Genomic DNA, 23,017 nt, shown 5'->3' with positions numbered 1-23,017 from the left:
TCCTCCTTAGCTCAGTTGGTTAGAGCATCTGACTGTTAATCAGAGGGTCCTTGGTTCGAGCCCAAGAGGGGGAGCAACTTTTTAGCAAAATATAAACCTTTGAGGTGATTCCTCCTTAGCTCAGTTGGTTAGAGCATCTGACTGTTAATCAGAGGGTCCTTGGTTCGAGCCCAAGAGGGGGAGCAAAAGAGCAACACGTATGTGTTGCTCTTTTTTTATGTATGTTATTAAAAAGAAAAGTAATCTTTGATACAAGATTATTAAAATATTAAGACTTAACTTTTAGAATACAAAAGCAGGCTTTGATTTAATAGTTTCTTATTTTTTAATTTATTTATTGGTAACTTTTTGAATTCATTTTTGTACAACTTTAAACAACATAAAAAATGAATAAAAATTACACAGTAAAAAGGAAAAGCTACATTTTGTTTCTTCTTTTGGGATTGTTTGTTTCTACTACTTACGGACAAACATTAGTACATTATTGGAACTTTAACAACAGTACATCAATTTCTGCGATAACAGCTCCTACACAAACTATTGGAGGAGCAACTTTAAATGCAATTCCTGTAGGAATAAGTGTTATTGATTTTGCTAATGGAACAGGTCAAAATTTTAATTTACTTAATTTAAATGCAAGAAATGGTGATGCTTCTGGAACACATTTACGTTTCAACGATCCTATTGGTGGAGCATTAGAATTTGCATTACCAACTACAGGTTACGAAAACTGTGTCGTAAACTTTGCAACTCGTCGTTCAGGTTCGGGTGCTGGAACACAAATTTGGTCTTATTCTACAGATGGTTCCAATTATGTTTTTTTTGCCAATGTAATTCCAAATAATGGTGATCCAGCATTTGCAACTTTAGATTTTTCATCAATTGCTGCTTCAGATAATAACCCTAATTTTAAATTAAAAGTTGAATTTGAACAAGGAAGTGGTGGTACAGTAGGAAATAATCGTTTTGATAACTTTACTTTAGAAGGAACAGTTTTTAGTGGTCCTGATGTTATAGCTCCAGTAGCTACTTTATCTCCTTTAAATAACGCGATTAATGTTGCAACTAATGTTGTGCCAACAATTTCTTTTAATGAAGCAATACGTTTAATTGATAATAGTGCAATTGATAACAACAATGTAGATGCTGTTGTAGAATTGCGATTAAATAACGCATCTGGTGCTATTGTCCCTTTTGATGCTACAATTTCTGGAAATGTAATTTCGATTACGCCTCTTTCAAGTTTAGCAGTTAATCAAACCTATTATGTTGCATTGATGGAAAACGCAATTGAAGATTTAAACGATAATGCTATTACAACGGTTCAATCTGGAGTTTTTACAACGGCAAACCCTAGTATTTCTTTTGCTTCTAATTTTATTACTGTAAATGAAAATCAAGGTACATTATCATTGGTTTTAAATATTATAAATCCAGCTTCTAGTTTAGTAGATTTAGTTGTAAAGTCAGCACCATTTAGTACGGCTGATAATTCTGATTTTACATTGACTTCACAAACAATTTTTATTTCAGAAACGTCATCAACTACTCAGACTATTACGATTCCAATTATAGATGATAGTTTAGAAGAACAACATTCAGAATATTTTGTTTTGAGTTTAGAAAATGCTTCTGGAATTTCAATAACAGGAACACCTACTGCTACTATTTATATTGTTGATAATGATAGTCAGGCACCAGTTCCGAGTAATCAAATTGAATTAAATTATATTGGAAGTTTTGATCCTTCTGGTGTAAGCGCTAGTACTTGCGAAATTGTAGTTCATGATCCTGCTTCTCAACGTTTGTTTACAACAAGTGCGGTTGCTGGATATTTAGATATTATCGATTTTTCAGATCCAACAAGTCTTTCTGTGATTAATTCGATAAATATTAATCCTTATGGAGGTGTAACAAGTGTTGCAGTTAAAAATGGAGTAGTTGCAGTTGCATCGCCTAATGCAGATGAAACTTTAAACGGTTCTGTTTTATTTTTTGATACAAACGGAGTGTTTTTAAATCAAGTAACTGTTGGAGCGCTTCCAGATATGATAACATTTTCACCAGATGGAACTAAAGTGATGACTGCAAATGAAGGTCAGCCAAATACAGATTATTCTATTGATCCAGAAGGTTCAGTAAGTATTATTGATATTTCAGGCGGAATCCCTTCGTTATCACAATCAAATGTAACAACATTATTATTCACAGATTACAATGCTCAAGAAGCTGCTTTAATTGCTTCAGGAGTAAGAAAAATAAAGGCTACAAGTACATTGTCTCAAGATATAGAACCAGAATACATTACAATAAGTTCAGATTCTCAAAAAGCATGGGTTTCTTTACAAGAAAATAATGCAATTGCAGAAATCAATCTTGCAAATAATACGATTTCTGATGTTTGGGCAATGGGAACAAAAGATATTAGCTTGCCTGGAAATGGATTTGATGTTTCTGATAACAATGGTCAAGTTTTGATTGCTAACTGGCCAATTCAAGCTTATTTTATTCCAGATGGAATTGCAAGTTACACTGTTGGAGGAACAACGTATTTGGTAACTGCAAACGAAGGAGACGAAAAAGAATATGGTGCTTTTACTGAAAGAGTTGCTGTAAGTGCAGGAGCTTATGGTTTAGATGCTGCAAATTTCCCAAATGCTTCAGTTTTAAAACAAAATTACAATTTAGGAAGATTTAGAGCAACAAACGTAAACGGAAATATCGATGCTGATGCTCAATTTGAAACAATTCATTGTGTGGGAACTCGTTCGTTTTCAATTTTTAATACAACCACAAAACAAATAGTTTTTGATAGTGGAGATGATTTTGAGCGTTATACAGCGGCAAATTTACCAGCACTTTTTAATGCAGATCACGAAGATAATACGCCAAAAGGTAGAAGCCGTGCAAAAGGTCCAGAACCAGAAGGAGTAACTATTGCTCAAATTGCAACTGAAACTTTTGCTTTTGTTTCTTTAGAAAGAGTTGGTGGAGTTATGGTTTACAATATTACAGATCCTAATAATCCTGTTTTTGTAGATTATAAAAATTCAAGAAGTTCTTCAGCTTATTCGGGAGACCACGGACCAGAAGGAATTACTTATGTTACTCCGGCTAACAGCACAACTGGAAAAGGTTATGTTTTAGTTGCTAACGAAATTAGTGGAACAATCACAATTTATGAAGTGGATGAAAATACATTGTCATCGTCAGATTTTAGCGTTGATCCAAAAACTTTTGTGATTTTTCCTAATCCAGCATCAAACTCTGAGTTGGTTTATTTTAATAGAAAAGCAGATATTGAATTATTTGATTTAACAGGAAAACTTATTTTATCAGAAAAAGATGCGTTGACAATAAATATATCAAAATTACAAACGGGAGTTTACATCGTAAAAACTTCTGAAGGTATTACAAAAAGGTTGGTTGTTAAGTAGTTTTTTTATTTATTTAGTTGAAAAAGCCAGTTAATTATTAACTGGCTTTTTATTTTAATCTCTTCTTAACCAACCGGTAACGCTTAGTCTTGGTTTATGAGCTTCTAAAACTTCATGAACTAATTCATTACTTTTAAAGAAAACCGTTTTTCTGTTTGTAGGTGTTACTTTTTGAGTTACATCACCATCATAAATGCATAATTCTCCACCATCTTCAGGTTGCCAATTTTCATTCAAATACGTAATCATAGAAAATTGTCGGCTCGAATTATCTTGAAATTGATCCAAATGTTTTCTGTAAAAACTTCCTTTGTCAAACAAAGCAAAATGAAATTCATAACCTGTAATTCCGGTATAACAACTTCTATTTAAATACAAAACAAAAGCATCAACTTGATCTAAAAAAGCATTTTCATATTCGTTGTTATTGGCTCTATCTAACCAATAAATAGCATCGCTTCTAATTTCGGTATTCTTAATTAGTTTTGCTGCATTTCCTATTCCTGCTGCTTTAAGTAGATTTTGTTCTTTAAGTTCAAGTAGTCGCTTTATTAAATGCTGCGACAATTCTTCAGATACAAAATGCTCTACAATTCCTACTTTCGAATCCAAATAACTTGAAATCAAAGTTTCAAAACAATCTTCCATTTTATTAAAATTGAAATATGCTACAAAGATATTATTTCCTTTCGAATTTAAATTTGATGTTTTAGCAACAAAGGATTTTCTATTCAATCTGTGTTTTCAATTTTAATATGTAATTTTACATAAACACTTTTGTTATGCAATCACAATTAGAATTTTCAGCCAATACACAACTTTCTTGGAAACAATTATCTATTAAAAATAGAATATCTTTTTTACCACAATTAGCTAAACTACTTTTAGAAGATAGGCAAGAATATGCAACTTGTATCGCCACCGAAATGCATAAACCTATTTCGCAAGCCATTGCAGAAGTTGAAAAATGTGCGCTTTTGTGTAATTATTATTATGAAAATGCAGAATCATTTTTAGCTTCAAAAACAATAAAAACAGAAGTAGCTGAAAGTTTTGTGACTTATGAATCTTTAGGAGTGATTTTAGGAGTAATGCCGTGGAATTTCCCTTTTTGGCAAGTGTTCCGATTTGCTGTTCCTACAATTATCGCTGGAAATACAGTTGTTGTTAAGCACGCTAGTAATGTTCCAAAATCTGCGGAATTAATTCAAGAAATATTTGAACAAGCTGGTTTTCCAAAAGGATGTTATCAAAATTTGCCAATTCCAAGTAATGAAGTGGCTGCTGTTATTGCAAATCCTATTATTAAAGCGGTTTCGCTTACTGGAAGTGAACATGCTGGAATTGCAGTTGCTACAGAAGCTGGTAAATATCTTAAAAAGTGCGTTTTGGAATTAGGCGGAAACAATGCTTTCATCGTTTTAGAAGATGCCAATCTTGAAAGAACAATAGCAACAGCAGTAAATGCACGTATGCAAAATGCAGGGCAAAGTTGTATAGCTGCCAAACGTTTTTTAATTCATGAAAATATCGCAACTGATTTTATTTCTCGATTTACAAAAGCTGTTCAAGAATTAAAAACAGGTGATGCTTTAGATCCAAAAACGCAAATAGGTTCCCTTGCGAGAGTTGATTTAGCCGAAGAATTAGATGTTCAGGTGCAAAAATCGATTCAAATGGGAGCAAAATTAATTTCAGGTGGAAAAAGAACGGGTGCTTTTTATGAGCCTACTATTTTGACTGAAGTGACAACTAAAATGCCTGTTTTTAAAGAAGAAACTTTTGGACCAGTTGCTGCGATTGTGACTTTTAAAAATGTTGATGAAGCAATTAAATTAAGCAATCAATCGGATTTTGGTTTAGGTGTTTCTATTTTTACTCAAGATATTGATTTTATTAAAACCAAGATTTTAGATTTTAATGAAGGGGCAGTTTTCATCAACGAAATGGTGAAATCAGATCCTAGACTGCCTTTCGGCGGTGTTAAAAAATCTGGTTATGGAAGAGAATTGTCTGAAGATGGTATTAAAGAGTTTGTAAATGTAAAAACGGTTGTAATTAATACTTTTTAATTTTTACCCTATATTTCTAGAGGTATTAAATAAAAAATTTATATAAATTATTAAAACAACCCCTATTTTTCATAAAGTTTTTTTTAAATAAAATACTTTTTATTAAATTTACCCTATAAAAAATAGGGGTATGAAAGTTAAAAAAAGATGGTTAGTTTCTTTTGTGATTATTTCGATAGTATCGATAATTAGTTTGTTTTGGGAAAATAAAAACGAATTACAATCACAATTTTCAACGGTTGAAGCCATAAACTTTGCTGATGTTGCTTGGTTGTTAACATCATCATCATTCGTATTATTAATGACGCCAGGATTGTCTTTTTTCTATGGTGGAATGGTAGGAAAGAAAAATGTAATTTCTACGATGTTACAAAGTTTTATATCACTTGGTGTGGTGAGTTTACTTTGGGTTGTTGTAGGATTTAGTCTTTCTTTTGGAGATAGTCTAGGTTTTGAAATTGGAGGTAAACATTACGGAATAATTGGAAACCCATTTGATTTTATGTTTTTTGATAATGTAGGTTCGTTGCCTCACAAACAATTAGCAGGAACAATTCCTTTTGTTTTATTTGCATTATTTCAAATGAAGTTTGCAGTAATTACACCGGCAATTATTACAGGTTCATTTGCAGAACGTGTACGTTTTATAGGTTACTTGTTCTTTATCTGTTTGTTTACTTTATTTATTTATACTCCATTATGTCACATGGTTTGGCATCCTAGCGGATTATTAGGTTCTTATTTTGGAGTTAAAGATTTTGCAGGTGGAACAGTAGTTCACATGAGCGCAGGATTTGCTGCTTTAGCAGGTGTTTTAGTGCTTGGTAAACGTAAAAATAGCGAACATATTCCGACGAATATTCCTTTTGTATTACTTGGTACAGGAATGTTATGGTTTGGTTGGTTTGGTTTTAATGCGGGTTCGGCTTTGGCTGCTAACGGAACTGCTGCTATGGCTTTTGCTACAACAACTGTAGCTTCTGCTTCTGCTATGTTAACTTGGGTATTTTTCGATAGAATTAATGGTCGTAAAGCTTCCGCTCTTGGAGCATGTATTGGAGCTGTTGTAGGATTAGTTGCTATAACGCCAGCTGCAGGATTTGTATCCATTCCAAAAAGTATTTTCTTTGGATTTATTACCGCAATAGTTTCTAATAAAATGTTGTATTGGAAAAAACTTAAAGAAATTGATGACACACTTGATGTTTTTGCTTGTCATGGTGTTGGTGGTATTATGGGAATGATTTTAACAGCTATTTTTGCTGAAGGAGAAAATGCAAGTTTGCTTCACGGTGGTTGGTCGGTTTTTGGACACCACATGATGGCATTGATATTGGTTGCTTTCTTTACTTTTTTTGGATCTATTTTATTATACAAAGTAGCAAATTGGTTTATTCCATTACGAGTTTCAGAAGAATCAGAACAACTTGGTCTTGATTTGTCTCAACATAACGAAAAATTTTAGGTAGAATATGTTATTTTTGATATACTCAATTTTTTAAACAATCAAAAATGAAACTCTATTATCTTTTTTTTCTAGTTATTGTTAGTTGTTCAACTCATCAGAATTTAGATACTCAAAAATCATCAATTAATGCTATTTTAGATAATTGGCATAAGGCGGCAGCGCAAGCAAATTTCAATGCCTATTTTGATGCAATGTCAGAAGAATCAATTTTTATTGGAACTGATGCAACAGAAAATTGGGACAAAAAAGAATTTCAAGCTTTTGCAAAACCTTATTTTGATAAAGGAAAAGCATGGAATTTTAAAGCTATTGAACGAAATATTTATTTTAGTTCAGACGGGAAAACGGTTTGGTTTGACGAATTGTTGAGTACTCAAATGAAAATTTGTAGAGGTTCAGGAGTTTTAGTTCAAGAAAACGGAGAATGGAAAATTAAACATTACGTTTTATCGATGACCATTCCTAATGAAAATGTAGATGAAATAGTTAAAATTAAATCAATATTAGAAGATAAAATTCTATCAGATAAAAAATAATGCAAACATTTTGTTTGTTTTAAAATCCCAAGGTAAATAGCCTTGGGATTTTTTATTTTAAAAAAAAATCAGTTTGAGAAAACCAAGGCAATTTATTTTTCGTAAATGCTACTAAACAAAAAATCTCAACATTATGAAAATTAGTAAAAAATTCAAAATCGCTATTGGAAGTGTTTTAGCATTTTCGACACTTCTTTTTGTTGTATTGGTTGTTCATATAGCTACAGCCAAACCAATTGTAATTGATAATGCATCGTTACAAATTAGTAGAATTGATTTTAAAGAGCCTTTGGATTCAATTAAAGCTAAAGAAATTCACAGGAATCTTAAAAAAATTCCAGGTGTAAAAACAGATAGAATTAATATTGAAACTGGTGCTTTGGTTTTTTTTCATGATTTAAAGGTTGCCGATTCAAAAACCATTTATGATAAGTTAATGGCAATGGGAAATTATAAAGCTGAAAGATATATAGTTTCAAATGAGCTTGCATCAAAACAAGTTTGTCCGGTTATGAATGAAGATAGCTTTAGTTACAAGTTTTCAAGAGGAATACAAAGAATATTTAATTAACTTCCAAATACTATTACTATGAAAAATTTTTCAAAATTAGCCTTAATGGCTTTGTTTATTGTTTCAGGATTATTTGTTGTGTCATGTAATGATGATGATGATGACAGAGTTGCTGAACCAGCATCTTTATATGCTAAATTAGGAGGAACAACTCTGGTTTCTGATCCTAATAATCCAAGTCAAATGATTGAACAAGGACGCTTGAGTTATCGTTCAGTTGTTGATTCTACTATTACTTTAATTGTTGCAGATGTTTTAGATGGAGCTGAAGGTAATTTAGGAGAACATTTTGCTCCTATTCTTTCAGAAGCATTAAGTGGAAACACTACAAATGTAGCTATCTTAAGTAAAAATTTAACAGATTTCTTTTCAGCAAATACTGGAGGCGGTGCAACAAATGTTTACACAGGAATGAATATGGTTGCAGCTCATGATCCAGCTCAAAATCCTCGTATGGGAAGAAAGTCTAATGATGCTAATTATGATAAATTTATAGGATATGTAGGTGCAGCTGCTGGTTTAAATGGGGTTACTGATCCAGAATTAATCGGCGAAGTTGTTGCGGTATTAGAATCATTGAGAGCTCCTATTGTACAGGAGTAAGTTTGTTTTTTTGTTTTAATTGAAAACGCTCCAAGAAATTGGAGCGTTTTTTATTAATTGTAAGTATGTTCTTTTAAATTTTTGAACATATCAACTGTCATGTTTTCTATGTTAAAATCATTTTTCCAGCCCCAATCTTCTCTAGCTGAAGAATCATCAATACTGGCTGGCCAACTATCAGCAATTTTTTGACGGAAGTCTGGCTCATAACTCAACTCGAAATTTGGATAATGTTTTTTTATTTCTTCACCAATTTGTTTTGGAGTAAAACTCATTGCAGCTAAATTATATGATGAACGAATTTTTATTTGCTCAGCTGGAGCTTGCATAATTCCTATGGTTGCTTTAATGGCATCATCCATATACATCATTGGTAATTCTGTGTTTTCAGATAGGAAACTTGTGAATTTTCCGTCGGTAATTGCTTTGTGGTAAATGTCAACCGCATAATCAGTAGTTCCACCACCAGCTTCAGTACTCCAACTAATTAAACCTGGGTAACGAATACTTCTTACATCAACACCATATTGGTTATAGTAATATTCACACCATCTTTCTCCAGTTTGTTTCGAAATTCCGTAAACTGTTGACGGTTCCATTATAGTATATTGAGGTGTGTTTTCTCTAGGAGTTGTTGGTCCAAAAACAGCAATACTTGAAGGCCAAAAAATCTTTTTGATTTTACCTGCTTTAGCCAAGTTTAAAACATGGAATAAAGAGTTCATATTTAAATCCCATGCAAAAGCTGGATTTTTTTCAGCAGTTGCAGAAAGTAAAGCCGCCATTAAATAAACATCAGTTATTTGATATTGCTCAATTAAATGCTCAATTTGATTATAATCTAAAGCATTAACAACTTCAAAAATACCATTGTTAACTACATCATTATTTAATTTTCTAATATCTGAAGCAACTACATTGTTTACACCATATGTTGCTCTTAATTTAGCAGTAAGTTCGGTGCCTATTTGACCACAAGCACCAATAATTAATATTTTCGTATCCATTTTGTTGTGTAAATGAGGTAACAAATATAGCATTTACAAGTAATTTTTTAATCGAAATTTTGTGATATTTTTATAAAACACAGCCGATATTTGGATATTTAATAAATTAACATGTTTTAAATGATTATTCTTAATTGATTAACAAAATTGATGTTAAGATATTGTAATAAAAAACGCTACGTTTAACAAACATTTGTACCTTTGCATTTTAAAAATTTAAAATGAAAGTTTTCTTATATAGTTTATTGTTTTTGGTTTTTACTTTATTTGCTTGTGAATCTGAAAATCAGCAAGTAGAAGCACAACGTGTTGCTCAAAAAAATGAAGCTGTTTTTAAAAACATTTCTAAAATGTGGCAGTTTCAATTTCCAAATCCAAGACCAGAAGTTAATGCTACTTTAAACAGATGGAATGAGTGGAGACAATTTGAAATAGAAATGTTGCAAAAGCCGCAATCTACTTTAACGGCTTTTCAAATGAAGACCAAAAATTTGTCTTCTAAAGCTGATACTTTGGCTATAACTATTCCATCAGAATACAATAAACCTCAAATTTTAAGTAGAATCACAACCCTTAATACGAAACTAAAATCGTTAGAAACATTTATGAATTTAAGAGTAATTCCAGAGCAAAGAATTGCCAAATTAATTCCAGAAATAAATGAAGAAATTAAAGGATTGTATAATCAATGGGATGAAATTATTATCAAAAAAGCTATCCCAAAAGAAATAGGGGAAGAACTAATGTTACAAGCATTAGATACTGCTCGCCATGCTGATCCAAACAGAATGCGTGAGAAGATGGAAATTTCAGACGGAATCAAATAAAATATTTTATTATATTTACTATCAAATAGTTACACATGAAAAAAAATTACTCTTTAATAATCGCGACAGTTTTCGCATTATTTCATTTACAATCAAGTTTAGCTCAGGCTACTTTATTCTCTGATAGTGCTGCTAATTATGGTACATGGACAAATGGAAGTAACGCTGGAACTGGTTTTTCAGTTTGGGATTTATGGACTCAAAATACCGATGGAACTCATTTTGCAGGGCATTTTTTAGGGAGTTCTTCTGCTCAAGGATTTGGAGATATTAATACTTCTGGAAGTTCTTTTTCTATGTATGCAAATCCAGGAGGGACATCTGTTCAAGCAAATGCACAACGTTTTTTAACAAACACTGGTTCGCCTGCTGTTAGTGGTCGTCAGTATTTGTTGCCTGGAGAATCTTTTAAGATTGATTTGGCAATTGCATATAGAAACGGCTATAAAGGAATCGATTTAATGGACCAGAACTTTGGTGCGTTATTCAATTTTAATGTTGGTTCAGATGTATATTCAACAACAACGGTTGCAGATTTGGGTTGGGCTTATGATCAAGCATCAATTTTTATGTTGCAAGTAAATCAAACAGATGTAAATTCGTATGAAGTAATCATAACGAGAGGTTCAGAAGTTTATTCTTCAGGAATAAGAACTGGGCAGTTTTCTGGATTCAAATTATATGTTGGTAATACAGATCCTGGAAATGATTTAAATAATTTACATGCTAACAATTTATTGGTTCAAAAGTGTGCAATGACTACCACTTGGAACGGAACGTCATGGGATAAAGGTGAACCAAATGCTAATAAAAATGTTGTTTTCACAGGAGATTATTCTTCTACAGCAAATTTAGCAGCTTGTTCTATTTCTGTTTCAAACAACGCAATTGTAACTATCAATTCAAATCACACTTTATCTGTTGAAAATGGAGTTAATGTTGTTGCTGGATCAAATTTGGTTTTTGAAAATGATGCAGCTCTTTTACAAGCAAATGCTTTAGCTGTAAATACTGGAAACATTAATTACAAGAGAAATGCAAAACCAATGCGCCAATACGAATTTACATATTGGGGAGCGCCAGTTTCAGGTCAAGTTTTAAATGTGTTTTCACCGCTTACTTTAGGAGATAAATTTTATTCATATAATGCAAATCCGGCAGTTAATAACTGGGTGATTGAAAACCAATCAAATGTTATGGCTCCAGGTAAAGGTTATGCAATTAGAGCGCCACAGGGTTATACAACTACACCGCAAGTTTTTAACGGAGAATTTGTTGGAACTCCAAACAACGGAAATATTTCAGTAAATGTAGAAGCATTTAATCCAATGTTGTTGAACTATAATTTTATTTCAAATCCTTACCCTTCTGCAATTAATGTAATTACTTTGATTGATAATAGTAATTTAGGGACACTTTATTTTTGGACGCATAATTCCGCAATTACGAATAATGTTTTTACAACAGATGATTACGCGATTCGTACAAGAACAACGGGAACTGCCGCAGTAACTGGTGGTGATGCTCCTGGAATTTACATTGGTGCAGGACAAGGTTTCTTTGCCTCAGCAGCTACTACTTCATCTTTTAATTTAACTAATGCAATGCGTGTTGGCGGAAATAATTCGCAATTTTATAGAGAAGCGCAAGACTTACCTTTAAATTATTATTACCATCTAAATATGACTAATACACAAGGGGCTTTTAAACAAATAGCGATTGGTTATCAAGAAGACGCAACGGATGGTTATGATTTTGGATCTGATGCCTTAGCGTCAACTCAGGGAGCAATTCGTTTTTATTCTTTAATTCCGTCTTTAACGTTTCCATTAGGAATTCAAGCAAAAGCGTATCCATGGGTAATTACAGATGTTGTTCCTTTAGGATATATGACAACACAAGCGGGAACTTTTGAAATTGCAATTGATCATTTTGATACATTTTTTGCAGACAAAGACATCTTTTTAGAAGATACAAATGACGGAAGTTTTCATAATTTAAAAGGTAATAATTTTAGTTTTTCAACTGCAATAGGAACTTTTGATTCTCGTTTTAGATTGCATTACGAAGACACTTCACTTTCAAATGATGATTTTGTTGGAAACGAAAATTCCGTTTATGTTTTCACACAAGATAATCAACCTAAAATTGTATCAACAAAAGCTGCTATTTCAAGTGTTGTTGTTTACGATATGTTAGGAAGAGTGGTGTTGTCTAAAAATAAAATTAACGCATCAGAAGTAGTACTTTCAGAATTAGCAACTAATAATCAAGCATTAATTATTAAAACAACACTAGAAAACAACGTAACAGTAGCTAAAAAGTTCATTTTTTAACACTCGTTTCATTAATATTACCACTACTTTTCTATCGAAAACGTAGTGGTTTTTTTATTTTTGTAGTCAATTAAAAGTATCATTTTGAGTAAGTCCGATATCATTTCTATTTACGATAAGTCGCCTAAAATTTCAATTTTAGAAAGCACATTTGCATCTCGCCAAAAATCACAAGTAACAGGTTTGGTGGGTTCGTCATTGTCATTTGTTGTTCATTCGTTATTCAAAAAATCGGAACTTCCTTTTTTAATTTTATTTCAAAATAAAGAGGAAGCAGCTTATTACTTAAATGATTTAGAACAGCTACTAAATTCTGAGGATGTTCTTTTTTACCCAAGTTCGTACCGTAGACCTTACCAAATTGAGGAAACCGACAACGCTAATGTGCTGCTTCGTGCTGAAGTTTTAAATCGAATCAATTCGCGCAAAAAACCAGCAATTATTGTTTCGTATGCCGAAGCCATTTTTGAAAAAGTAGTTACTCGAAAAGAGTTAGAGAAAAACACCTTGAAATTGTCTGTTGGTGATAATTTGTCTATTGATTTTATCAACGAAACTTTATTTGAATACAATTTCAAACGTGTCGATTTTGTTACCGAACCAGGCGAATTTTCCGTTCGTGGTGGAATTATCGATGTGTTTTCTTTTTCTAATGATAATCCGTACAGAATCGAATTTTTTGGAAACGAAGTTGATAGCATCCGAAGTTTTGATGTGGAAACGCAATTATCGGTTGAAAAACTTAAAAAGATTTCGATTATTCCAAATGTCGAAAATAAATTACTGCAAGAAAACCGTGAAAGTTTCTTAGATTATATCAATGAAAAAACGGTTTTAGTCATTCAAAATACCGAATTGCTAAGCCAACAATTGGATAAATTATTCGACAAAGCCAATGAAGCTTTTGAGAAATTATCTAAAGATATTCAACACGCGCCACCAGAAGAATTATTTCTTAACCAAAAACAGTTTTTAAAACGAGCTTTAGATTTTACAGCAATTGAATTAAGTTCAAATTCAGTTTTTAAAACAGATAAGAAAGTTGAATTTCATATTCAACCACAACCATCATTTAATAAACAATTCGATTTATTATTGAATAGTTTGAGCGAGAATCATTTTAATGGCTACAAAAATTATTTGTGTTGTTCAAATGAAAATCAGGCAAGTCGTTTTCATGATATTTTTGAAGATATCGATGAAGCCAATCATGAAAGTATTCGCAAGCAATATAAAACCATGGTATTGCCATTGTTTGAAGGTTTTATCGATGAAGAAAATCAAATTGCATGTTATACGGATCATCAAATTTTTGAGCGTTACCACAAGTTTTCTATCAAAAATGGTTATTCAAAAAAGCAAACCATTACGTTAAAAGAATTGACTTCGTTGTCGGTTGGCGATTATGTAACGCACATCGATCACGGAATTGGAAAATTTGGTGGTTTGCAGAAAATTCAGGTCGAAGGCAAAACACAAGAAGCCATTAAATTGGTCTATGCCGATAACGATATTGTATACGTAAGCATTCATTCGCTACACAAAATCTCAAAATACAATGGAAAAGATGGCGCGCCACCTAAGATTTATAAATTAGGAAGCAACGCTTGGAAAGCCTTAAAACAAAAAACAAAAGCGCGTGTAAAACATATTGCGTTCAACTTAATTCAGTTGTATGCAAAGCGAAGATTAGACAAAGGTTTTCAGTTTGCACCCGATAGTTATTTGCAAAAAGAATTAGAAAGTTCCTTCATTTACGAAGATACGCCTGACCAAGTTACCGCAACAGCCGATGTAAAAGCCGACATGGAAAGCGAACGTCCAATGGACCGATTAGTGTGTGGTGACGTTGGTTTTGGAAAGACAGAAGTTGCTATTCGTGCAGCTTTTAAAGCGGTAGATAATGGAAAACAAGTTGCCGTTTTGGTTCCAACAACCATTTTAGCGTATCAACATTACCGAACATTTTCTGAACGTTTGAAAGATATGCCAGTTACCGTAAGTTATTTGAACCGATTTAGAACAGCGAAACAAAAATCAGAAACACTTCAAAAACTACAAGAAGGGAAAGTGGATATTTTGATTGGAACACATCAATTGGTCAATAAAAATGTCGTGTTTAAAGATTTAGGTTTGTTGATTATCGACGAAGAACAAAAGTTTGGTGTAAACGTAAAAGATAAATTAAAAACCATTGCAACCAATGTTGATACACTAACGTTAACTGCAACTCCGATTCCGAGAACATTGCAGTTTTCATTGATGGCAGCTCGCGATTTATCCGTAATTACAACGCCTCCGCCAAATCGTTATCCGATTGAAACACAGGTCATTCGTTTTAACGAAGAAGTGATTCGTGATGCGGTTTCGTACGAAATTCAGCGTGGCGGACAAGTCTATTTTATTAACAACCGAATTGAAAACATCAAAGAAGTTGCCGGAATGATTCAACGTTTGGTACCAGGCGCAAAAGTAGGCATCGGTCACGGTCAGATGGATGGAAAAAAATTGGAAGAATTGATGTTGGCTTTCATGGAAGGAGAATTTGACGTTTTGGTCGCAACTACCATTATTGAAAGTGGTTTAGATGTGCCAAATGCTAATACAATTTTTATCAATAATGCCAATAATTTCGGATTGTCTGATTTACACCAAATGCGTGGTCGCGTAGGAAGAAGTAATAAAAAAGCGTTTTGTTATTTCATTACGCCACCGTATTCGATGATGACGGGAGAAGCGCAAAAACGTATTACGGCTTTGGAACAATTTAGCGAATTAGGAAGTGGTTTCAACATTGCGATGAAGGACTTGGAAATTCGTGGTGCGGGTGATTTATTAGGTGGTGAACAAAGTGGTTTTATCAACGAAATTGGTTTTGATACCTACCAAAAAATCATGAACGAAGCCATAGACGAGTTGAAAGAAAACGAATTCAAAGACTTGTACCAAGAAGAAAACGACATCGAAACCAAAGAATTTGTCAAAGACATTCAAATTGATACCGATTTCGAATTGCTGTTCCCAGATGAATACATCAACAACATTACCGAACGTTTGAATTTATACAACGAATTGAGTCAAATTAAAGACGAAGCGGCTTTACAACAATTTGAACAAAAATTAATTGACCGTTTTGGAGCTTTACCAAAACCAGCTATTGCCTTGCTAAATAGCGTGCGTATCAAATGGAAAGCTACCGCTATGGGAATTGAACGTTTGATGATGAAACAAGGCAAAATGATTGGTTATTTTATTGGCGACCAACAAAGTGATTTTTACCAAAGTAACCGTTTTATGAAAGTGCTACATTTTGCTCAACGCAACGGCAATGTTTGTAAAATAAAAGAAAAAGAAACCAAAAACGGTTTACGCTTGTTGTTGACTTTTGATAATGTGAAATCAGTGAATAAAGCGTTGGAGTTGTTGGAAGGGATTTAGGTTGATTAGTAATTTATAATTATCTTTTCCCAATTATTTAAAAAAACCATGAAATATCACGATAATTCTTCTTTTGCATCTGATTCAATTGGAATTGATATCGATTTAAAAAAATTGAAGTTTCTAATTCCAGAAATAGTAGGGCCAATTCAAAAAATTAAATATAAATTAAAGAATTGGGGCTTTTCAACCCATATTGAAGTTATTTCTGAGCATATAAAATATGGAGATAGTCAAGGAGCAATTGTTGTAAAAACAAATCCATTGTTAATTGCAGCTTATAATGAGGATGTTGATTGTATTGTAATGCTTGTTTTTGAAGACAAAATTCAAAAAAAATACAATTTTGAGGTGAAAGATAGATTGGTTTGTGTTAATACTTTTGCAAATATTCCAGAATTACAATCTGATTTGATTCCAGGTGAAAATAATTCAGGTATGTGGACATTAGTTCATCCTATAATTGCTGATTTAGTTTCAAGCGATGAAATAAAAATTGAGAAAAGAAAAGAGGAAATAGGAGATGAAGGTTATGAATATATTTGGCAACTTGCCACAGATTATTTGAAATTAAAAAAAGGAGTATCTCGGTTAGGTAAACCTTTATATTCAGATCAAGTTATTCCTCAATCTTATTAATTTATTCAGATCATTTCTCATTAAAATTCATCTTAATCCCTAAACAAATCAATAAAATCTCGGTCTTGTTTTAATTTCTTAATTTTTTTCTTGTCTTGAATTTTAAAAGTAACTAGCATAATAATGCAAAGTACAATATAAGATAATGCTATAACCGAATAGCACAAAGGATAATCGTAGTTAAAATAATAGATTAAATTTTTTGAACCTCTTGTAGTGTATTCAGGAGTAATAATAGTAACAGATATTCCAATTAAAAGTAATCCTAACCCATATTTTTTAAAATAATTGGGTTGATTTTCTAACTCTTGAATTCGATAATCAAGGCTTTTTAATCTTCTTTCTTTTAAATCATCCATTACCCAAACAATTCACTTACCACATCTTCAATTTTTGCTACTAAAACAATTTTGATTCCGGTGTTTTTTAAAGAAATTTTATTGTGTTTCGAAACAAAAATAGTGGTAAAACCTAATTTTTCTGCTTCCTGAATGCGTTGTTCAATTCGGTTAACGGGTCTAATTTCACCTGAAAGTCCAACTTCTCCAGCAAAACAAAAGCCCTCTTCAATTGCAATGTCTTCGTTTGAGGATAAAATGGCAGCCACAACGGCTAAATCAATTGCAGTATCTTCTACAGAAATTCCACCAGTTACGTTAAGGAAAACGTCTTTCGTTCCCAATCGAAATCCAGCACGTTTTTCTAAAACAGCCAAAATCATATTCAAACGTTTGGCATTGTAGCCTGTAGTACTTCTTTGAGGAGTTCCATAAACTGCAGTACTTACTAAAGCTTGAATTTCAATCATCAAAGGACGCATACCTTCTAAAGTAGTGGCAATTGCAGTTCCTGAAAGTTGCTCGTCTTTATGTGAAATTAATATTTCTGATGGATTATCCACTTCGCGTAAACCAGAACCTTGCATTTCGTAAATTCCTAATTCGGCAGTTGAGCCAAAACGGTTTTTTAACGAACGTAAAATACGATACACGTGATTTCTGTCTCCTTCAAACTGTAAAACTGTATCGACCATGTGTTCCAAAATCTTTGGTCCCGCAATGGTGCCATCTTTGGTAATGTGACCAATTAGCAAAACAGGTGTGTTTGATTCTTTAGCAAATTTTATCAACTCAGCCGTACATTCTCTAATTTGGGAAATACTCCCAGCAGACGATTCAATATAATCCGTATGTAAGGTTTGAATTGAATCGATAATAACGATATCAGGTTCAATTTCTAAAATTTGACGAAAGATATTTTGGGTTTTGGTTTCGGTTAAAATGTAGCAATTATCACCATTTGATGTAATGCGTTCGGCACGCATTTTTATCTGCTTTTGGCTTTCTTCTCCCGAAACGTAAAGTGTTTTGTAAGGTAATTTTAAAGCAATTTGTAGAAGCAACGTACTTTTTCCTATTCCCGGTTCGCCACCTAATAATGTTAATGATCCTGGAACCAATCCACCACCTAAAACCCGATTCAACTCATTGTCAGTTGTGTTCAATCGGATTTCTTGTGCGGTGTCTATTTCTTTTACTAGTAAAGGTTTTGTAACGGCTTTAGAAGTTGCGGTTGTGGTTTTCCAAGCAACCTTTTCTTCTTTTTGAACCAATTCTTCAACTATAGTATTCCATTCTTTACATGCATTACATTGTCCTTGCCATTTCGAATATTGCGTGCCACAGTTTTGGCAAAAAAAAGCCGTTTTTACTTTACTCATTTGATATTATTATTCCTGTTTTTGTTCTTCTGTTGGTGTTTCTTCAGCAGGTGCTTCTGCCGGAACATCTTCAGTTGGTTTGTCTTCTTTACCTTTTAAAGCTTCAGCTCTGTTTAACATAAAATCTTTTGACAATTCACGAATTGCTTCTTGAGTAAATGCTCTTTGGTAAGTTTTAATTGCTCTTTTGTAGTTACCTGTTTTTTCGTAATACAAAGCTTCGTGGTATGTTCCTAAAGTAGTCTTAGGATAATGTTTGTTGGCAAAATCACTTAAAGTAAGTAAATCATTATATCCTTTGTTCTTTAAAATAGCGGCTTCAATTGCTTTAAAATCGCTTAATCTTGGTTTGATTTTGAATCCAAATCTTTTTTCTAATTCATCGTATTTTGCAATAAGATAGTCAGTATAACCGCCATCTAATTTTAAGATTTTATCTTGGAATTCTACCATTGAAATTGGTTGGTAACCATCAAAAATAAAATAGATGGCATTAGGGATTGCTTTAGCGACTAATGAATAATGTGACGCTCCTTTGAAAGCATCGTTTTGATATTTAAAAGTTGGACTAGGAATTGCTTTAATATTGGCATCTAATTCAGCAGCTTTTTCGTTGATTTCTTTTAAATCACCTTCACCGGTAGCTTGGTAATAAAAAAGAGGCTTTGTGATTTTTGCCAAGCGTTCAGCAACACGTTTTTCCATTTCAGGAGCCATTTCAGGAGCTAATGAAATATAAGCATTAAAAATTGGATTGTCTTTGTATAAATAGAAATTCAAGAATCCCGCTGTAGTGTCATGACCAGCAACCATTCTAAAAGGAATAGTTCTGTATTTTTTATCAACGTAAGGATATAGTTCTTGTCCAATGAATTCAAAAAAGTTTGCTCCAGAACCTGAAGGGAAACCTGCTTCATCAAATTCGCTATCAGCAAAACGAGTTTCGCCATAATTTTGATTAACAGCGATGATAATCATTTCTGGTAAATCATCCCAATATGCACCATATTTTAAAATTCCTTCAAAAGGATCTAATAAATATTCGCCATCTAAAACTAATAATGTTGGATAGCTTTTTTCAGGACTTGAAGCGTATGAAGGTGGCGTAACCACTGTAAAAGTACGAGTTCCTAATTTTTTAGTTTCGATAGTTTCAGGATTACGTTGCGCAAATAGCCCAGACGTTATCATTAAAACGAATAAGATTAATTTGATTTTCATTTTAAATAATTTGGTTAAATAGATTAGCAATTTACTAATTTATTTTTTATTTAAAATAGGTAAGAGTAAATAAGATAATAATCCTAAGAAAATGGTTAAAAGAGTTTGAGAAACCCAGATTAAATAACCAAATGCAGTTCCAACACCTTCCGATATTCCGTAAAGACTTAAAATAGATGCTACAGCTAATGGATAAGCGCCTAAACCTCCGTTAGTAAAGCCGACTGCTAGAGTTCCGAAAATGAATCCCATTACTACAATATCAAAGCTAATATCTGAAGTTTCAGGTAATGCAAAAATGGTAACATAAAACATAGCTAAATATGAAAACCAAATAAAAAAAGAGTGGAAAATGTATTTCCATTTGTCTTTCATTTTTAAGATACTTTGCATGCCTTCGATTAATCCAGAAAGTTTTTGTTTTAATTTTAAGATGATTTTCCATTCGGCGTAAATCCAAATTAAAATAAAAACCACAAACAAAACCAATCCTAATATTCCAGTCCAAATTAGAGTTTCAAACTCTACTCCGTTTTTGATTAAGTACTGATAGATGGTGTCAAATTGTGATAAAAATCCGATTGCAACGAAAAGTAAAAAAATCAACATATCTACAATTCGTTCAGCTACAATTGTTCCAAAAGCTTTGTCAAAAGGAACATCTTCGTATTTTTTTAAAAGCGCGGCTCTAGATACTTCTCCTGAGCGCGGAATGGTAAGGTTTACCAAATAGGAAACACAAACAGTAAGTAAGTCGTTGTGAAATTTAGTTTTGTAACCTAAATGTTGTAAAGCAAATTTCCAGCGATAAGCTCTTGACCAATATCCGAAAAGCGCAATGAAAAGTGATAGATAGATATAGAAGTAATCAGCCTTAATAAAACTAATTTTGATTTTTTCTAACTCTTCTGATGTAAGCGTAGTATATTGATAATAAATAATTCCTAACCCAATTAAAAATGGGATAGTAATGCTTAGAAATTTTCGGATTCCCGTTTTCAAACTACGTTAAAGAATTATCTTTTTCGTTAGGAAAAACTAAAGTAGGTTTGAATTTTTTAGCTTCTTCAAAGTCCATAATTCCATAAGAAATAATGATAACAATATCTCCTCTATGAACTTTACGAGCTGCTGGTCCGTTTAAAGTAATTTCTCCAGTGTTTCTTGGACCTTTGATTGCATACGTTTCTAATCGTTCTCCATTGTTAATGTTAACGATTTGTACTTTTTCACCTTCAATAATATTAGAAGCTTCCATTAAAGCTTCATCAATGGTGATACTTCCTATATAATTCAAATCGGCACCCGTTACGGTTACTCTATGAATTTTCGATTTTACTACTTGAATTTGCATGATGCAAAGTTAATTAATTTAGTGAAATATTATCAATTAATCTGATATTCTCGATGAAAATTGCGATAAATCCGCGATATTTTTTATCTGCTTCTTTTTTTGAAACAGGTAAAAGCGAAGACTCTTCTGCTATTTCGAAATACTCCAATTGAAATTCAGGGAATTTTTTAAATTCATTTTCAACAAATGAAATGGTAGCTTCGGGTGAATTATTTTCAAAAAAAGTTTTAGCACTTTTTAAAATTTTAAAAATTTCGGCTGCTTTTTCTTTTGCTTCGTATGAAAGACGTTCGTTTCTTGAACTCATTGCTAATCCGCTTTCTTCTCTGTGAATTGGGCAACCAATAACAGCAACAGGGATTTTGTTTTTTGAAACCATTTTTTTTACAATTTGTAATTGTTGAAAATCTTTTTCTCCAAAATACGCTTTGTTTGGTTGAATAATTTCGAAAAGTCGTTTTACAATTGTTCCAACACCATCAAAATGGCCTGGGCGATGTTTGCCTTCCATTTGATTTTCTAAACCATCATAATCAAAAGATTCAGAAACTGTATTGCCTTCATAGATATCGTCAACTTCTGGTGCATAAACGATGATGTTATTGCTCAATTCTTGCATAATTTCAACATCTCGATTTAATGTGCGAGGATATTTATCTAAATCTTCGGCGTTATTAAATTGGGTTGGATTTACAAAAATACTCATTACGGTTACATCGTTTTCAGAAAGCGATTTTTCCAGCAATGACAGGTGTCCTTTATGTAGTGCTCCCATAGTAGGAACAAAACCAATTGACTTATTTTGGTTGATTAACGGGCTTAAAAAAGCACTTAAATCGGACTTTTTGTTAAAAACGAGCATTTTTCTCAATGTTATTTCGAGTGCAAACTTACTATTTTAGTGGATAAATCCATAAAATTTTGTAATTTTGCAAGGTTTTTTAAACCAATAATTAACTAGAATACATTATGGAAGACAAGAGGATATTGTATGTATCATCTGAAGTGGTGCCTTATTTAGCGGAAAACGAAGTATCAATACAATCGTATGAAATGCCTAAAATGATTAATGATTTAGGAGGTCAAATACGAATTTTTATGCCTAGATATGGTAATATCAATGAAAGAAGACACCAATTACATGAAGTTATCCGTTTGTCAGGGATGAATTTAGTGGTAAACGATATGGATATGCCACTAATTATAAAAGTAGCTTCAATCCCAAAAGAAAGAATTCAGGTTTACTTTATTGATAACGACGAGTATTTTAAGAGAAAAGCAACTTTTTCTGACGAAGAAGGTGTTTTGTATCCAGATAATGATGAAAGAGCTATTTTCTTTGCAAAAGGAGTAGTTGAAACTGTAAAGAAACTAAATTGGGTTCCAGATGTTATTCATGTTCATGGTTGGATGGCTGCTATGTTGCCGGTCTATTTAAAACATTATTACAAAGATGAAGGTATTTTTGCTGAAACAAAAATTATTTCATCAGTTTACGACCAAGGATTTGAAGGAGAATTAGATAAAGAATTCATCAATAAAGTTTTATTTGACAACATAAGTAAAGATGCTGTTTCTGATTTGGAATCGCCTACTTATGAAAACATAATGAAAGTTTCTATAATGCATTCAGATGCAGTTGTAGTGGGCTCTGAAGCCTTGTCTCCAACTTTAACAAAATTTATAGAAAGTTCAAACAAACCTTTTTTACCTTTCGCCTCTAAAGACACAATTAAAGAAGTGTATACTTCATTTATTAAAAATCACGTATTATAAAAGGGTTTTACC

At 32.5% G+C, this 23,017-nt stretch carries 19 protein-coding genes and 2 tRNA genes; 13 read left to right on the top strand and 8 right to left on the bottom strand.

The features are described 5' to 3' along the window. The 3 genes from LOS89_RS12240 (at nucleotide 1) to LOS89_RS12230 (ending at nucleotide 3,437) form a co-directional block, all read left to right on the top strand. Nucleotides 1-74 (top strand) — tRNA-Asn (locus LOS89_RS12240). Nucleotides 75-109: 35 nt separating this feature from the next. Beyond that, nucleotides 110-183: transfer RNA gene (locus tag LOS89_RS12235), tRNA-Asn, on the top strand. 203 nt (nucleotides 184-386) lie between these two features. Then, a complete protein-coding gene (locus LOS89_RS12230; RefSeq protein ID WP_231835523.1) occupies nucleotides 387-3,437 on the top strand; it encodes a choice-of-anchor I family protein in 3,051 nt (1,016 codons plus the stop codon). 54 nt (nucleotides 3,438-3,491) lie between these two features. Here LOS89_RS12230 and LOS89_RS12225 read toward each other — a convergent pair whose 3' ends face one another. Next, nucleotides 3,492-4,172 (bottom strand): 2OG-Fe(II) oxygenase, encoded by a 681-nt coding sequence (locus tag LOS89_RS12225; protein ID WP_231835522.1) that lies wholly within the window; start codon nucleotides 4,170-4,172, stop codon nucleotides 3,492-3,494. Between the two features lie 47 nt (nucleotides 4,173-4,219). Between LOS89_RS12225 and LOS89_RS12220 the strand changes: the two genes are divergently transcribed. The 5 genes from LOS89_RS12220 to LOS89_RS12200 all read left to right on the top strand — a co-directional run bounded on the left by LOS89_RS12220 (nucleotide 4,220) and on the right by LOS89_RS12200 (nucleotide 8,687). Beyond that, entirely contained in the window at nucleotides 4,220-5,509 is a 1,290-nt protein-coding gene (locus LOS89_RS12220) for an NAD-dependent succinate-semialdehyde dehydrogenase (protein WP_231835521.1), read from the top strand. Nucleotides 5,510-5,639: 130 nt separating this feature from the next. Beyond that, on the top strand, nucleotides 5,640-6,974 hold the full coding sequence (locus LOS89_RS12215; protein WP_231835520.1) for an ammonium transporter: 1,335 nt from the start codon (nucleotides 5,640-5,642) through the stop codon (nucleotides 6,972-6,974). Between the two features lie 47 nt (nucleotides 6,975-7,021). Then, nucleotides 7,022-7,513: a nuclear transport factor 2 family protein gene (locus tag LOS89_RS12210; RefSeq protein ID WP_231835519.1), complete on the top strand. Its 492-nt coding sequence runs from the start codon at nucleotides 7,022-7,024 to the stop codon at nucleotides 7,511-7,513. A 133-nt stretch (nucleotides 7,514-7,646) separates the two neighbouring features. After that, entirely contained in the window at nucleotides 7,647-8,084 is a 438-nt protein-coding gene (locus tag LOS89_RS12205) for a hypothetical protein (RefSeq protein WP_231835518.1), read from the top strand. An 18-nt stretch (nucleotides 8,085-8,102) separates the two neighbouring features. After that, complete coding sequence (locus LOS89_RS12200; RefSeq protein WP_231835517.1) at nucleotides 8,103-8,687, top strand: globin family protein; 585 nt, start codon at nucleotides 8,103-8,105, stop codon at nucleotides 8,685-8,687. A 53-nt stretch (nucleotides 8,688-8,740) separates the two neighbouring features. Here the strand turns inward: LOS89_RS12200 and LOS89_RS12195 are convergent, their stop codons facing one another. Further along, complete coding sequence (locus LOS89_RS12195) at nucleotides 8,741-9,694, bottom strand: NAD-dependent epimerase/dehydratase family protein (RefSeq protein ID WP_231835516.1); 954 nt, start codon at nucleotides 9,692-9,694, stop codon at nucleotides 8,741-8,743. Between the two features lie 221 nt (nucleotides 9,695-9,915). Between LOS89_RS12195 and LOS89_RS12190 the strand changes: the two genes are divergently transcribed. The 4 genes from LOS89_RS12190 to LOS89_RS12175 all read left to right on the top strand — a co-directional run bounded on the left by LOS89_RS12190 (nucleotide 9,916) and on the right by LOS89_RS12175 (nucleotide 16,934). Continuing rightward, entirely contained in the window at nucleotides 9,916-10,521 is a 606-nt protein-coding gene (locus tag LOS89_RS12190; RefSeq protein WP_231835515.1) for a hypothetical protein, read from the top strand. 35 nt (nucleotides 10,522-10,556) lie between these two features. Continuing rightward, nucleotides 10,557-12,857 carry a RemA C-terminal-like gliding motility protein gene (locus tag LOS89_RS12185; RefSeq protein ID WP_231835514.1) on the top strand — a complete coding sequence of 767 codons (2,301 nt, stop codon included), beginning with the start codon at nucleotides 10,557-10,559 and terminating at the stop codon, nucleotides 12,855-12,857. Between the two features lie 129 nt (nucleotides 12,858-12,986). Then, nucleotides 12,987-16,295, top strand: coding sequence for a transcription-repair coupling factor (gene mfd / locus LOS89_RS12180; protein WP_231837078.1), 3,309 nt, complete (start codon nucleotides 12,987-12,989; stop codon nucleotides 16,293-16,295). A 48-nt stretch (nucleotides 16,296-16,343) separates the two neighbouring features. After that, nucleotides 16,344-16,934 (top strand): hypothetical protein, encoded by a 591-nt coding sequence (locus LOS89_RS12175; protein WP_231835513.1) that lies wholly within the window; start codon nucleotides 16,344-16,346, stop codon nucleotides 16,932-16,934. A gap of 32 nt (nucleotides 16,935-16,966) precedes the next feature. On the opposite strand, the gene LOS89_RS12170 is transcribed toward LOS89_RS12175, so the two are convergent. From LOS89_RS12170 to panC, 6 genes are read right to left on the bottom strand one after another with little or no spacing between them, the layout of a single operon-like run. Next, the gene (locus tag LOS89_RS12170) at nucleotides 16,967-17,293 is read right to left on the bottom strand and encodes a hypothetical protein (protein WP_231835512.1); all 327 of its coding nucleotides are present in this window, start codon (nucleotides 17,291-17,293) and stop codon (nucleotides 16,967-16,969) included. Next, nucleotides 17,293-18,654, bottom strand: a complete 1,362-nt coding sequence (gene radA / locus LOS89_RS12165; protein WP_231835511.1) for a DNA repair protein RadA — start codon at nucleotides 18,652-18,654, stop codon at nucleotides 17,293-17,295. Before radA ends, LOS89_RS12170 begins: the two co-directional genes overlap by 1 nt. A gap of 9 nt (nucleotides 18,655-18,663) precedes the next feature. After that, a complete protein-coding gene (locus LOS89_RS12160; protein ID WP_231835510.1) occupies nucleotides 18,664-19,875 on the bottom strand; it encodes an alpha/beta hydrolase in 1,212 nt (403 codons plus the stop codon). Nucleotides 19,876-19,914: 39 nt separating this feature from the next. After that, complete coding sequence (locus LOS89_RS12155; RefSeq protein WP_231835509.1) at nucleotides 19,915-20,877, bottom strand: lysylphosphatidylglycerol synthase transmembrane domain-containing protein; 963 nt, start codon at nucleotides 20,875-20,877, stop codon at nucleotides 19,915-19,917. 1 nt (nucleotide 20,878) lies between these two features. Continuing rightward, nucleotides 20,879-21,229 carry an aspartate 1-decarboxylase gene (gene panD, locus LOS89_RS12150; RefSeq protein WP_008255780.1) on the bottom strand — a complete coding sequence of 117 codons (351 nt, stop codon included), beginning with the start codon at nucleotides 21,227-21,229 and terminating at the stop codon, nucleotides 20,879-20,881. Nucleotides 21,230-21,242: 13 nt separating this feature from the next. Then, nucleotides 21,243-22,091, bottom strand: a complete 849-nt coding sequence (gene panC / locus LOS89_RS12145) for a pantoate--beta-alanine ligase (protein ID WP_231835508.1) — start codon at nucleotides 22,089-22,091, stop codon at nucleotides 21,243-21,245. Nucleotides 22,092-22,198: 107 nt separating this feature from the next. On the opposite strand from panC, the gene LOS89_RS12140 reads away from it, so the two are divergent. Further along, nucleotides 22,199-23,005 carry a glycogen/starch synthase gene (locus LOS89_RS12140; protein ID WP_231835507.1) on the top strand — a complete coding sequence of 269 codons (807 nt, stop codon included), beginning with the start codon at nucleotides 22,199-22,201 and terminating at the stop codon, nucleotides 23,003-23,005. Nucleotides 23,006-23,017 lie beyond the last annotated feature (12 nt).

Origin of the sequence: Flavobacterium channae (assembly GCF_021172165.1) — a bacterium.
GTDB lineage: Bacteria > Bacteroidota > Bacteroidia > Flavobacteriales > Flavobacteriaceae > Flavobacterium > Flavobacterium channae.
Note: the sequence above shows the minus strand (reverse complement) of the source record. Positions and strands in the feature narration are given on the sequence as shown.